Origin of the sequence: Acinetobacter sp. HA, assembly GCF_000264725.1 — a bacterium.
Lineage (GTDB): Bacteria > Pseudomonadota > Gammaproteobacteria > Pseudomonadales > Moraxellaceae > Acinetobacter > Acinetobacter schindleri.
Window position 1 is genome coordinate 19,835 of record NZ_AJXD01000094.1, and the last position, 13,632, is coordinate 33,466.

At 45.5% G+C, this 13,632-nt stretch carries 13 protein-coding genes; 7 read left to right on the plus strand and 6 right to left on the minus strand.

Features of this window, described 5'->3' with window-relative positions; all coding sequences use genetic code 11:
• Positions 1 to 12: 12 nt before the first annotated feature.
• Positions 13 to 273, plus strand: a complete 261-nt coding sequence (locus tag HADU_RS12100; protein ID WP_004810118.1) for a zinc ribbon domain-containing protein — start codon at positions 13 to 15, stop codon at positions 271 to 273.
• Here HADU_RS12100 and ftsW read toward each other — a convergent pair.
• The 5 genes from ftsW to HADU_RS12125 all read right to left on the minus strand — a co-directional run bounded on the left by ftsW (position 262) and on the right by HADU_RS12125 (position 5,388).
• Complete coding sequence (ftsW, locus tag HADU_RS12105) at positions 262 to 1,458, minus strand: putative lipid II flippase FtsW (RefSeq protein ID WP_004810120.1); 1,197 nt, start codon at positions 1,456 to 1,458, stop codon at positions 262 to 264. The genes HADU_RS12100 and ftsW overlap by 12 nt on opposite strands.
• 20 nt (positions 1,459 to 1,478) lie before the next feature.
• Complete coding sequence (gene murD / locus HADU_RS12110) at positions 1,479 to 2,825, minus strand: UDP-N-acetylmuramoyl-L-alanine--D-glutamate ligase (protein ID WP_008306847.1); 1,347 nt, start codon at positions 2,823 to 2,825, stop codon at positions 1,479 to 1,481.
• A gap of 161 nt (positions 2,826 to 2,986) precedes the next feature.
• The gene (locus tag HADU_RS12115; protein WP_004810124.1) at positions 2,987 to 3,238 is read right to left on the minus strand and encodes a DUF6587 family protein; all 252 of its coding nucleotides are present in this window, start codon (positions 3,236 to 3,238) and stop codon (positions 2,987 to 2,989) included.
• A gap of 36 nt (positions 3,239 to 3,274) precedes the next feature.
• Positions 3,275 to 5,131 carry a ferrous iron transporter B gene (gene feoB / locus HADU_RS12120; RefSeq protein ID WP_004810126.1) on the minus strand — a complete coding sequence of 619 codons (1,857 nt, stop codon included), beginning with the start codon at positions 5,129 to 5,131 and terminating at the stop codon, positions 3,275 to 3,277.
• Positions 5,128 to 5,388 carry a FeoA family protein gene (locus HADU_RS12125; protein WP_004810128.1) on the minus strand — a complete coding sequence of 87 codons (261 nt, stop codon included), beginning with the start codon at positions 5,386 to 5,388 and terminating at the stop codon, positions 5,128 to 5,130. Before HADU_RS12125 ends, feoB begins: the two co-directional genes overlap by 4 nt.
• A gap of 174 nt (positions 5,389 to 5,562) precedes the next feature.
• Between HADU_RS12125 and xerD the strand changes: the two genes are divergently transcribed.
• The 4 genes from xerD to thrC all read left to right on the plus strand — a co-directional run bounded on the left by xerD (position 5,563) and on the right by thrC (position 10,021).
• Positions 5,563 to 6,480 (plus strand): site-specific tyrosine recombinase XerD, encoded by a 918-nt coding sequence (gene xerD, locus HADU_RS12130; RefSeq protein WP_004810130.1) that lies wholly within the window; start codon positions 5,563 to 5,565, stop codon positions 6,478 to 6,480.
• Positions 6,481 to 6,577: 97 nt separating this feature from the next.
• Positions 6,578 to 7,393 carry a DsbC family protein gene (locus HADU_RS12135; RefSeq protein ID WP_004810132.1) on the plus strand — a complete coding sequence of 272 codons (816 nt, stop codon included), beginning with the start codon at positions 6,578 to 6,580 and terminating at the stop codon, positions 7,391 to 7,393.
• A gap of 127 nt (positions 7,394 to 7,520) precedes the next feature.
• Positions 7,521 to 8,825, plus strand: coding sequence for a homoserine dehydrogenase (locus HADU_RS12140; RefSeq protein ID WP_004810134.1), 1,305 nt, complete (start codon positions 7,521 to 7,523; stop codon positions 8,823 to 8,825).
• Positions 8,826 to 8,881: 56 nt separating this feature from the next.
• Positions 8,882 to 10,021 (plus strand): threonine synthase, encoded by a 1,140-nt coding sequence (thrC, locus tag HADU_RS12145; protein WP_004810136.1) that lies wholly within the window; start codon positions 8,882 to 8,884, stop codon positions 10,019 to 10,021.
• Between the two features lie 64 nt (positions 10,022 to 10,085).
• Here the strand turns inward: thrC and HADU_RS12150 are convergent, their stop codons facing one another.
• Positions 10,086 to 11,141, minus strand: coding sequence for a serine hydrolase (locus HADU_RS12150; RefSeq protein ID WP_026056747.1), 1,056 nt, complete (start codon positions 11,139 to 11,141; stop codon positions 10,086 to 10,088).
• A 223-nt stretch (positions 11,142 to 11,364) separates the two neighbouring features.
• Between HADU_RS12150 and HADU_RS12155 the strand changes: the two genes are divergently transcribed.
• Together HADU_RS12155 and HADU_RS12160 are read left to right on the plus strand one after the other, a co-directional pair.
• A complete protein-coding gene (locus HADU_RS12155) occupies positions 11,365 to 12,000 on the plus strand; it encodes a response regulator (protein WP_004810139.1) in 636 nt (211 codons plus the stop codon).
• Between the two features lie 49 nt (positions 12,001 to 12,049).
• Positions 12,050 to 13,615 carry a two-component system sensor histidine kinase NtrB gene (locus tag HADU_RS12160; RefSeq protein ID WP_004810141.1) on the plus strand — a complete coding sequence of 522 codons (1,566 nt, stop codon included), beginning with the start codon at positions 12,050 to 12,052 and terminating at the stop codon, positions 13,613 to 13,615.
• Positions 13,616 to 13,632 lie beyond the last annotated feature (17 nt).

Here is a 13,632-nt window from a genome sequence, read left to right on the forward strand (position 1 = left end):
GGAAGTTAGTCTATGTTTTTTATTTTTGGTGTTGGACCGAAAACCAAAATCATTGAGAAAAGTCAGTTCTTGTGTCCAGTGTGCCGAACCCGAGCCGGTTACGAACTGAGACAGCAGCGTAATTATTTTTCCTTATTCTTTATTCCCTTGATTCCTCTGTCGAAAGCCAAGGATGCTTTTGTGCGCTGTAATCACTGCGGTACGGTCATGCCAAGCACAGTTCTCGACCATGCCCAGCCTGACTCGAACCGTCAGTCTAATCTAGAAGCTTGATTCCTCACGGCTTGGATTACTTTCACGAGTCGTGGCATCAATCTTGAGAATCAGGCTGATCATCATGGCACACATAATCAGCGAAGAACCACCATAACTGATAAATGGCAGGGTCAAACCCTTGGTTGGCAGCATGCCCATGTTCATGCCTGCATTCACCAAAACCTGTAACAGGAAAATAATACTGATGCCATATGCTAGATAGCCAGCACGCAGGTAATGGTTTTTCAGGGCACGATGACCAATGCGAATACAGCAGACAATCATGCTGAAAGACAGAATCAGAACGATCGCAATGCCCAGAAAACCGAATTCCTCACCCAGAATTGCCAGCATAAAATCGGTATGCGCTTCAGGTAGGTAAGACATTTTCTGAATACTGTGTCCCAAACCGACACCCGTCCATTCTCCACGACCAAAAGCCATGAGCGCATTGGATAGCTGATAACCCGTACCCAGCGGATCTTCCCAAGGATTCGAGAAGGACAGGAAACGCTGCAGACGATATGGCTCAAAAGCAATCGCAGCGATCAACGCACCAATAATGACGCCGAAAGCCAGACCAAACTGGTTCCACGGCGCACCCGCCAGGAAGAACACTCCAAGCATGGTTAGCGTGATGACTACAGTTGCCCCCAAGTCCGGCTCAAGCATGACCAACAGGATGGTTGCCCCCATGATGATACTTAAGCGTCCCAAACCGGAAATCTTGTTACGTACCTCTTCAGCACGACGTACTACGTAGTCTGCGGTGAAGATTGCCATCATTACCTTCGCTACTTCGGAAGCCTGTAAGGTAAAGCCAGCAAGACGAATCCAGCGCTTGGAACCATTGACTTCAGTACCGACCAGCAATACTGCCAATAGCAGCAGAATGGTCACAAACCATAAAAAGAAAGTACTGTTAAACCAGCGATTTAAAGGAATCTTATAAGTAGCATAGGCGACTGCTGCCCCAGCCCCGATCGAGATGGCATGTCGGGTAATGTAGTGAAAGGCATTGCCATTAATTCGTTCTGCATACGGCATCGAAGCGGATGCCACCATGATTGAACCAATACACAGCAAAGCCAATACACAGAAAATCAGCACATTACGTGGATTAACTTCAGCGGGTAACTTAGGTAGCCACTGCTCGTAGATTTGAGTAATTTTATTGATCGCAGTCTGAGCAAACTCAGCCATATCACGAATCCTTGTTGTTCTTAATTAAGTGCGTTGACATACGCAACGAACTGACGACCACGCTCAGGATAGCCTGAGAACATATCAAAACTTGCACATGCCGGAGACAATAGCACGACATCATGTGGCTGGGTATTGCTCTGGCAGATTTCTACTGCTTCCTGCAGGCTTTCCGCATGCACAAGTGTCGTGGTTCCTTCAATTGCTGCTTCAATGATTGGACGATCTACACCAATCAACACTGCTACCTTCGCATATTTAGACAGTGAATTACGTAAAGCAGAGAAGTCCTGGCCTTTGCCCTCGCCACCGAGAATGATTGCCACTTTCCCACCTTGTGCTTCGATCGCCGCACCTAGACCGTCTAAAGCGGCCAGAGTCGCACCGATGTTGGTACCTTTAGAATCGTTATAATAACGCACGCCATTAAATTCTTTGACAAATTCACAGCGATGCTCCAGCCCTTTGAAGGTTTTTAGTGTTTTCAGCATACTATCTACTGGCAAGCCAATCGCTTCACCCAAAGCCAAACAGGCCAAAGCATTCGCGACATTGTGCGTGCCTTGAATATACATCTCAGAACTTTTCAATAAACGTTCGCGTCCACGCGCTAACCAGATCGTGCCATCCGTGTCACGTAACACGCCGTACTGGTTTATATCAGGTGCATTTAAACCAAAGCTTTGCATTGGCGTTACATCCGGAACCAGTGGACGAGTCAGTGAATCATCGCGGTTATACACCACTTTTTTGACACCCTGGAAAATACGGTGTTTTGCTGTGTGGTAGCCCATCATGTCACCATGACGATCCAGATGGTCTTCGCTCATATTCAGCACGACTGCCACTTCAGCATTCAGATTCGACGTGGTTTCCAGCTGAAAACTTGAAAGCTCTAAAATATAAAGTTCAGGATCATCTTTGGTCAGATCCAGCGCAGGACGGCCAAGGTTGCCACCAACGGCCACTTTCTTACCTGCATCTGCGGCCATCAGACCAATTAATGTGGTGACGGTACTTTTGGCATTTGAACCGGTAATCGCAACAATGGGTTTATCGGTAGAACGGCGCAGAATCTGGATTTCACTCACCACCGGAATACCTTTAGCAATCGCTGCCTGAATTTCAGGAAGTTTCGGATCAAGCCCCGGACTGATGACGATTTCTTCTGCTGATAGCAATAATTCCTGGTCAAATTTACCAAAGCTGGTTTGTACTTCGGCAGGAATCTGGTCATGCCCCGGTGGATTTGCCCTGGAGTCTGTTACTGCAACGCGGTAGCCCTTGTCATGTAAGAAATTGACTGCTGCAACACCTGAAATTCCAAGTCCTGCAACGACCTTAAGTCCACCACGTTGTATTAACATTTTTGCCTCATGTTCTGGTCTAATTTGAAACTTTTGAAATGTTAGCACTTTGCCGTTTTGAATGCTTTTTCTGTTTCATCTTTCTGCAGATTTTTTTGTATATTGCATAAAAAAGCCATCATAAAAATGATGGCTTTTTCACTTTTAAGTTTGCTGGAAAATTATTTCCATTTCACTGCTTGCTGAGCAGGCTTTTTCTCTGTTGGCTGCTCGGATGCCGGACAGGCACAATTGCCTCCACAACCACTGGCCATCGCAGGTTTTAACCATTTCGCCAGCTTATGCCAGCCTTGGGCTTCACAAGCATTGGATAGCTTCAGGAAGACCGAGCGTGAAGTATTCGGAAATACCTTCTTAAATACCACCACTGCACTCCAAAGCACCAGTGACGTTACAATCAGAATTTCAATCATTTCAATCTCCCCTTCATTGTACTATTTCAGTCAGTATTAACCGAAATAGTGTGAAGCAATCTGATAAGTCAGGAATGACATGATATATGCCAGACCAAACAGATAAACTGTCATAAAGCCCACAGTTTTCCATGAACCTGTTTCACGTTTTACCGTTGCCAAAGTTGCCAGACAGTGCGGCGCATAGATAAACCAGACCAGTAACGATAAACCGGTTGCCAGTGTCCAGCCTAAGTCACCGCCACCGCTAATCAAAGCTGCAAGCCCTTCAGACATCGCATCTTCATCAACTGCTGACAAGGCATAAACTGTACCCAGTGCAGCCACAACCACTTCACGAGCTGCCATTGCCGGAATCAGCGCAATACAGATCTGCCAGTTAAAGCCCAACGGTGCAAAGATCGGCTGGATAAAATGACCAATCATCCCTGCAAAGGAATAATCAATATCTGGTAACGTGGCCCCTTCAGGCGGTTGTGGGAAGGTACACAGGAACCACAGCAGAATCGACAATGCGAAGATGATGCCACCCACACGCTTCAAGAAGATCTTGCCACGATCCAGCAGACCAATCCAGACGTTCTTGATATCTGGAAAACGATAACTTGGTAGTTCCATTAGCAGCATATGCTCTGATTTGTCTTTGCTGAAAAACTTCAACACAAACGAAACAATCAGCGCACTTAGAATGCCTGCCATATACAGAGCAAACAGCACCAAGCCTTGCAGGTTAAAAATACCCCAGACCGACTGTGATGGAATAAATGCGGCAATCAGCAATGCATATACCGGCAGACGAGCCGAACAGGTCATCAAGGGTGCTACAAAAATTGTGGTCAAACGGTCACGTGGATCACTAATGGTACGTGACGCCATGATGCCCGGAATTGCACAGGCAAAGCTGGACAATAATGGAATAAAGGCACGACCAGAAAGACCGGCTTTGTACATCAATTTATCCAGCAGGAATGCAGCACGTGGCAGATAACCGGATTCTTCCAATACCAGGATAAAGAAGAACAGGATCAGAATCTGTGGCAGGAACACCACAACGCCGCCGGCACCGGCAATAATCCCATCTACGAGCAGACTATTCAGCAAAGGATGGGCAATGTTGTCTCCGACTACCTCACCGAGCCAGCCGAAGAAGGTTTCAATCCCATCCATGAAGGGTGCCGCCCAGGCAAATACCGCCTGGAAGATCACGAACATCATCACCGCTAGGCTAAGCAGACCGAGTACCGGATGCAGGAAAATTTTATCCAGAAAATCGGTGCGCTTGTCTTCCTGATCTACAAAGTTCACCACATCTTTCAGGATGCTTTCAACTTTGTGATGACTGTCACCGCTTAAGCCAGTCATTTCAGTCTCTGGAATAGCATATTTTCCCTGATCCAGTGCATTCATCAGGTTTTCAACACCTGACCTGCGCACTGCAACCGTTTCAACGACAGGTACACCTAAACGCTCGGACAATTTCTGGGTATTGATCTGCATCCCACGACGGCGTGCTTCATCCATCATGTTCAGAACGAGTAACACCGGACGGCCGAGCTGGATCATTTCCAGAACCAGACCGAGATGCAGTTTCAGATTGGTGGCATCGACCACACACAGGAATGCATCCTGCTGTTCTTCATCTGCAATTTTGCCCTGTACAACATCACGGGTAATCGCTTCATCCGGACTGGTAGCATCCAGACTATAAGTCCCCGGCAGATCCAGTACACGCACAGCCTTGCCCGATGGCAAAGTAAAGTGACCGACTTTACGTTCTACTGTCACTCCGGCATAGTTGCCGACTTTTTGACGTGTACCTGTTAAATGGTTGAATAATGAGGTTTTACCACAGTTAGGGTTACCGACAAGGGCAATACGTAAGGCATCACTCATGCCGACACTCCAGCTTCAATTTCAATTTTGGCTGCCTCTGACTTACGCAGGGCAAAACGGGTAAAACCGACCTGAATTAAAATCGGATCCCCACCAAAAATACCTTTGGTAATGACCTGCACTTCTGTGCCAGGCACAAAACCCAACGTTTCCAGGCGACTCGCCACGACATCGTGTTGAGCGCCCTCGCCATCAGTAGTTCGATTAACCTTTCGAATGATAGCTGTTTGCTTCACTTTCAAATCCGACAAACGCACCGCGAAAATTCCTAAACTATTTTGTACAGTATACAAACAAATGAGAATAATTAACAAATAAGATTAATTACAAACCGATTTAGCTTATATCACATCGACACTGTAATAAAATTAAACTACATTGGAGAATATCAATACTCATTATCGCTTTTTTAGATCAGATTCTTTCATCCTATGTTGAATAAAAAACCCCGTATTCCCGCTCCTGTCCAGATTCCAGAAAGTACCCAGTTTCTGCACGGCTATCGTGACTATCTGATTGCACAAACCGTGAGTCCTCATACACGGAATGCCTATTTATCTGATTTAATTCAATGCAGTAGTTGTCTAACTAAAGCCTTACCAGAATGGGATCATGATGATGTCTCGGATGTATTGATTGAGCTGACCAAACAGCAAAAAAGTCCACGTTCAATTGCACGCTGTTTGTCCGCCCTGCGCTCATTTTATAAATTCTTGCGTGAACAAAAGCTGAGAAATGACAATCCGGTTGCTGCACACAAGACACCAAAACTGGGACGTGCCCTGCCCAAAGATCTTTCTGAAGCCGATGTTGAAGCACTAATCAATGCACCGGATATCAATACTGCCTTGGGTTTACGTGACCGGGCGATGCTGGAAGTGCTCTATGCCTGTGGCTTACGTGTGACAGAACTACTCAACCTGCGACTGGAACTGATTAATCTAAAACAGGGCTATCTGCGTATCGTAGGTAAAGGCAACAAAGAACGATTAGTACCCATGGGGCAGGTCGCCTGCGAATGGATCGAGAAATATCTGAATGAAGCACGTCCGCAATTGTACAAGACAGCAACCGACTATCTGTTCCTGACCCAGCATGGTGGCATCATGAGCCGACAGAATTTTTGGTATGCGATCAAGCGTTACGCACTACAGGCCGGTGTTCAGGCAGAGCTTTCTCCCCATACCTTGCGTCATGCCTTTGCCACCCACCTGTTGAATCATGGTGCAGATCTACGTGTCGTGCAGATGCTGTTGGGACATAGTGACCTGTCGACCACCCAAATTTATACCCACGTGGCACAAGTGCGTATGCAACAGCTGCATGCGTCACATCATCCACGGGCCTGAACCTGAACTGACAACGTGTACAGAGAAGTTCAACCTGCAAACTATTTTTTTGTTATGCTAGGCATCTATTTTTATCTAAGAACAAAAAGGGTTATCCATGACATTTGCCCGCTCCAGTCTGTTTATCGCATGTATGCTTGCTGCAGGTTTCAGTCTTACTGCTTGCTCCAACTCTAATCAAAACGATAAAAAGTCAGATACTTTAACTGCAAGTGCACCAGCGACGGGTGAAGCATCTACCGTATCAGAACGTAATGCTCAGCAACGCCTGATCTCAACCCTGGAAGGTCACTTCAAAAAGGCTGGTATTAAGGCAAAAATCACTGGCGTTAAAACCACTGAAGTACCAAATCTGTTCTGGGTCAGCTTGGAAGGCATGTCGTCTGTCTATGCGACCAGTGATGGTAAATACATCATTCAGGGTGATGTGATCCGCCTGGGTGACAAACAGCTGCACAATGTCAGCGAAACCCTGCAATCCGATGTAAACAAGAAAATCTTTGCAGCACTAAAAGCCGAAGACCTGTTGATTTACCCTGCCAAAGGCAACAAAGCCAAGCATATTATCTATGTCTTTACCGATGTTAGCTGCCCGTACTGCCATAAATTCCACGAACAGATGGATGAGATGAACAATAAAGGCATTGAGGTACGTTATATCGCATGGCCACGTGGTGAGCAGCATATGCCAGCCATGGAAGCAATCTGGTGTAGTGCCGACCGTCGTGCTGCCTTTGATACCGCTATTGCCGGTGGATCAATTACACCAGCAACCTGTCAAAATCCTGTGAAAGATCAATATCAAATGGGTCTGAATATCGGTGTGAACGGTACCCCGGGTGTCTATAGTTCAGAGGGTGTTTACCTGGGCGGATACATGTCGACCGCTGAACTTTTGGACCGTCTTAAATAACTCATTTTAATAAGTTATTTTACTTTATGTTATACATAAAGATATTCTGAGATCACCCTAGAGTCAGCGCGTTTTTTTAGCTATGATCTAGGCTCTCGTAAAAAACTGTTTATATTTGGAGTGTGACGTGAAACCAGTTCGTCTGGCAATCCTCGGTCTTGGTACTGTGGGTGGTGGTGCCCTTAAACTATTAAAACAAAATGCTGCTGAGATTAAACGTCGCACCGGTCGTGAAATTCAAATTACTTATGTGGGTACCCGTCGTCCGCGTCCTGACCTGGAACTTGATGACAGCATCAAGCAAAGTGCTGACCTGCTAGAGATCGTACGTCAGCCAGATGTTGATGTTGTGGTTGAAGTGATGGGTGGTATTCATCCTGCCTATGAAGTCATTAAAGAAGCTATCCTGCATGGCAAACAGGTTGTGACTGCGAACAAGGCTTTGCTCGCTGAACACGGTAATGAACTGTTCAAACTTGCTGATGACAACGCTGTGCAAATTGCTTACGAGGCAGCGGTGGCAGGTGGCATCCCGATTATTAAAGTCATGCGTGAAGGCTTGGCTGCCAACAAAATTGATTGGCTGGCGGGCATCATTAACGGTACAGGTAACTTTATCCTGACTGAAATGCGTGACAAAGGCCGTGCTTTTGAAGATGTACTGAAAGAAGCGCAAGAACTGGGTTATGCTGAAGCAGATCCAACCTTTGACGTTGAAGGTATTGATGCCGCACATAAACTAACCTTACTTGCATCGATTGCATTTGGTATCCCGCTGCAATTTGATAAAGTCTTCACCGAAGGCATCAGCAAAATCACGGCTCAAGATGTAAAATATGCTGAAGACTTAGGTTTCCGTATTAAACACCTCGGTATTGCTCGTCGTACAGAAACAGGGATTGAACTTCGTGTTCACCCGACCCTGATTCCTGAGGAGCAACTAATCGCCAATGTAAATGGCGTGAAAAATGCAGTCTTGGTACAAGCCAATGCCGTTGGCCCTACACTGTACTATGGTGCTGGTGCTGGTGCTGGTCCTACAGCATCTGCTGTAGTCGCTGACGTGGTGGATATCGTGCGTGACATCTCTTACACTGAAGATGGCGCAGGTACCATTCCACAACTGGCTTTTGAAAGCTTAAGCGACTTGCCAATTCTTCCTCGTGAAGAAATGACCACAGGCTACTACATCCGTATTAACGCTGAAGATCAAACCGGCGTTCTTGCAGAAGTGACCTCTATTCTGAGCCGTAACGGTATTAGTATCGATGCCATCATGCAGCAATCTCGCTTAAAAGACCTTATTCCTATCGTGATCCTGACTGATCCAGTCAAGGAAGCGAAAATGGATGAAGCGTTAAAGCAAATTCAAGCTCTTCCTGTCATTCATGGCGAAATTGTGCGAATTCGTTTAGAATCGCTTGATAATTAATCGGGTTGAGGGGGTTACTCTCCTCACCAAGCTCTACACACAATTGGAACATCATCATGTCGAATGCCAATCGTTATACTGGTTTAGTTGACCGCTATCGCGACCGTTTACCAGTGTCTGCAACTACCCCTGCTGTTTCTCTAGGCGAAGGTAATACACCACTGATTAAGCTTGCGAATATTCCGCGCATTATTGGCAAAAATGTTGAAATTTATGTGAAGTACGAGGGCTTAAACCCGACTGGTTCATTTAAAGACCGTGGTATGACCATGGCGGTGACCAAAGCCGCTGAAGAAGGCTCAAAAGCCATTATCTGTGCCTCTACAGGTAACACCTCTGCTGCTGCGGCTGCCTATGCTGCACGTGCAGGCATGAAAGCGTTTGTGTTAATTCCTGAAGGCAAAATTGCCATGGGTAAAATGGCACAAGCGATGATGTATGGCGCAATCACCATGCAGATCCGCGGTAACTTCGATGACGGTATGCGTCTGGTGAAAGAAATCGCAGATAAAGCACCAGTGACGATTGTGAACTCAATCAACCCATACCGTTTGCAAGGTCAAAAAACCATTGCTTACGAAATCGTAGATGAGCTGGGCCGTGCACCTGACTACCACTGCCTACCTGTCGGTAACGCAGGTAACATCACTGCACACTGGATGGGTTATACCGAAGCCGTTGCCAACCAACCTGCTGATCAGTTTGAGCAAGTGGTTTATGACCCTGCAACTGATGCGTTCACTGGTCCTAAACCTGAAGGCCTTCCAACAATGGTGGGTTACCAGGCAGCTGGTGCTGCACCATTCCTACGTGGTGCACCAGTAGAAAACCCTGAAACTGTGGCAACTGCAATCCGTATTGGTAATCCACAAAGCTGGAACCATGCCAAAGCGGTTGTTCGTGATTCTCAAGGTTGGTTCGACGAACTGACTGATGCTGAAATTCTTGAAGCACAACGTCTACTTTCCATGTACGAAGGTGTATTCGTAGAACCTGCTTCTGCAGCGTCTATCGGCGGTGCAATTCGTGACATCAAAGCTGGCAAGATTGCTGAAGGCTCAGTAATTGTTTGTACTGTGACAGGTAACGGTCTGAAAGATCCCGATACTGCAATCAAACAATGTTCTGATGCAGTAATGCTGTCGATCGATGCAACATTGGATCAAGTACGCGATTCTATTCTGTCTAATATGTAAGAGACAGAATCAAAAAGCCCTGCATCTGCAGGGCTTTTTTATGACTTAAATATTTTATAAAAGCTTAAACACGCTGTTTCGGCAAACTAGACACCCAAGTCATGAGACGTGTTGCATCATTGGTACGTGCAGCAGATGAATCTGCTCCAAGCAACACTACGACTACTGGACGGTTATTTAAGGTGGTATGCATCACTACACAACGTCCAGCTTCATTGATAAAACCGGTTTTAGAAATATTAATATTCCAGCCACCATTACGTACTAGTGCATTAGTATTATTCGATTTCAACACACGGTAACCCAGATTAAAGTCATAACTTGCTGTGGTTGAGAACTGTCGGATCAAGCCGTATTGCGAAGCGGTGTTTACCAGAATCCCCAAGTCTCTTGCAGATGACTTATTGCCCGGATGCAATCCGGTAGATTCCAGAAATTTACTTGAATTCATACCCAATGCTTTGGCTTTACTATTCATGGCAGAAATAAAAGCACTACGACCACCTGGATAGGTACGTGCCAACGCTGCTGCAGCCGGGTTTTCAGATTTCATCAGTGCAAACAATAAAGCTTCAGCACGATTCATCGTGTCTCCGACACGTAACGTCGAGCTTGAACTCTTACAACCTGAACATGAAAAATCACCCTGTTGTAGTGTGATTTTTTCATTCATGTTTAAACGTGCATCAGAGATCACCACTGCTGTCATCAGCTTGGTAATCGATGCAATCGGCACTGCTGTATTACTGTTCTTGCTATACAGCACTTCACCGGTCTGCGCGTCCATTACCAGCGCTGAACGCGCATTGACAGATGGCTGCGTGCCATAGGTCTTGGTATCCAGAATCTGTACAGTTTTGGCAGGTTCTTGTACTGCTTGACCATTCTGACTACGGATGGTCGTGGTGACTGTCGTAGAGCCAAGCGGAGAAGGCTCATCATCGGCATCCGATCCATCACTCAAGAACTGGTTGGCCTGTTCAGAAGACCAGCTCAGGCTAGACTGAGGGGCCGCTGCTGACGAATTCATGATAATTTCAGCAAAACTCGTCGTCGTACTCATGCTGACTGCCAGCGACAGACCCAGTACATGCATCAAAGACTTATGTGTTTTCTTCACTATTCCTTCACCCAACTTACGAGGTAAGATTGATTTGCGTATTACCTCTAATATGGCTTACATTACATTTACCACAATGCAGAACAATTATTGATCTCTACACTGCGTGATACAGTTCAATATGACATGTCTGTAGGATTGCTAATTTTGTAGTTTCATTGCAAGCTTATTTTGCGTTGTGTAACAAAAAAAATGATTTTTTTTCATCTGAGGGAGAGTATACGTGATCACAGTTTTAGTTGTAGATGACCATGAATTGGTGCGTACTGGCATCTGTAGAATGCTTGAAGACCACACTGATGTTCAGGTCATTGGACAAGCTGAATCTGGTGAAGAAGCAATTACTCTGGTGCGTCAGCATCATCCGAATGTAGTACTCCTGGATGTGAATATGCCGGGTATTGGTGGTGTTGAAACTACGCGTCGACTGCTACAAACAGCCCCTGATACTAAAGTTATCGCTGTCAGTGGTCTTGCCGAAGAACCTTATCCATCGCTGTTACTCAAAGCAGGTGCTAAAGGCTATATCACTAAAGGTGCACCTGTTACCGAGATGGTACGTGCTATTAATAAAGTCATGCAGGGCGGCAAATACTTTAGTGCAGATATTGCCGAGCAATTAGCGAGCTCTTATTTATCTGACACACAGCAATCCCCATTTGATTCCCTGTCCGAACGCGAAATGCAGGTTGCCATGATGGTCGTCAACTGCATTAGTGCCCAGGAAATTGCGGATAAACTTTTTGTGAGTGTTAAGACTGTAAATACCTATCGTTATCGTATTTTTGAAAAACTTAATATCGACAGCGATGTGAAACTGACCCATCTAGCAATGCGCTATGGTCTGATTAAACCTTAATATTTTATGCCCTCTATTTAAGAAAACTTAAAAAAACAAAAAAGGTTCTATGTCGCAGCGATCTTCTTATTCAGAGCTTAACCAATATCTGCTGGGCACTTGGTATGCGGCATACCGCCTGATCATCAGTACTGGTTTACTGCTGATTTTCGTGCTCACTTATCCTGAGCACACCAGCGATTTAGAATATCCCAAGCTGTATCATTATGTACTGAGTAGCTTCATTGCTATCGCCTTGATCCAGCTTTTTGTTCTGAAGTATTTTAAGAAATTTGTTCAGCAACAGCTGACCGGTATTTTTATTGTCGATGTCTGTGCACTCAGCCTGCTGACCTTGGCCACGAATGGCACCAATCTACAGCTCAGTATGCTATTCGTGATTACTATCTTTGCCGCTTCCATTTTACTGAATGCACAAAAAGCGCTGGTGATTACCTTGATTGCGGTCATCAGTGTGATTTACCAGCATTTCATCACCAGCCTGTTTACCCTTTCCTCTGTGGGTAATATCGGCAATAGCGCCATATTGGCTTTCATGTTTTTTGTGGTCTATGGCATCGGGCAAATTGCAGTCCGACGTTTCCAGATCTTGGAAAATGTCAATTTTTCCCAGTCCATGGAACTTTATCGTCTACAAAATATTAACCGTTATATTCTGGAACAGATTGAGACTGGTTATCTGGTTCTCGATGAAAACTGTCATGTGGTGCTGAGTAATCCTGCTGCCTGCCACTTGCTTGGCATCCAGCAAATGTATGCACATGACACGTTTCCATTGTACCAGTCACAACCAGATCTGTTTGAGTTGATCCGCTTTGAAGATCTGGAAAATGGCGAACGCTTTCAGTTTGAATCCCAGCAAAGCCGTTTCAATATTCATGTTCAAGTACAAAAACTGATTGTACCGCATCAAACTTTAATGTTGCTGGTGCTGCAAGATGCGCAAAAACTTAATCAACAAGTCCAGCAATTAAAACTGGCGGCACTCGGGCAACTTTCTGCCAGTATTGCCCATGAGATTCGTAATCCGCTTGCAGCGATTGTTCAAGCTAATGATCTGTTACCTGGTTGTGAACAGGACCAACAGCAGGTGTTGCATGGCATGATCAGCAAGCAGGCAACACGAATCAACCGGATTATTGAAGACACGCTGAATATGGTGAAGAATAAAGAGACTCATCCAGTATCTATTCAGCTGAATGAATTTATTCCACAATGTATCCATGAGGATTTGGCTGATATTGCTGATCAGATTAAGCTGAATATTGATATGCGACTGGACATCCAGTTTGATGAAGCCCAGCTACGTCAAGTATTGGTCAATTTATTGCGTAATGCCGTGCGGCATAACGATCCAGCCGTAGGCTATGTAGAATTAAAAGTTCATCCTTATGAACATAAAGTCTGGATTGATGTACGGGATTTTGGTCAGGGTGTGGCGCCTGCCGATCAGAGTCTGCTGTTTAAACCATTTTTCAGCACTTCAATTAATGGTACAGGACTAGGGCTATATTTATCCCACAGTTTCTGTGAGGCCAATCAGGCCCAGCTGAATTATATACAACAAGAACAGGGTGCCTGCTTCCGGATTAGCTGCCAGCGCATCACTGTTTAATTTTTAAATTTAAGGGG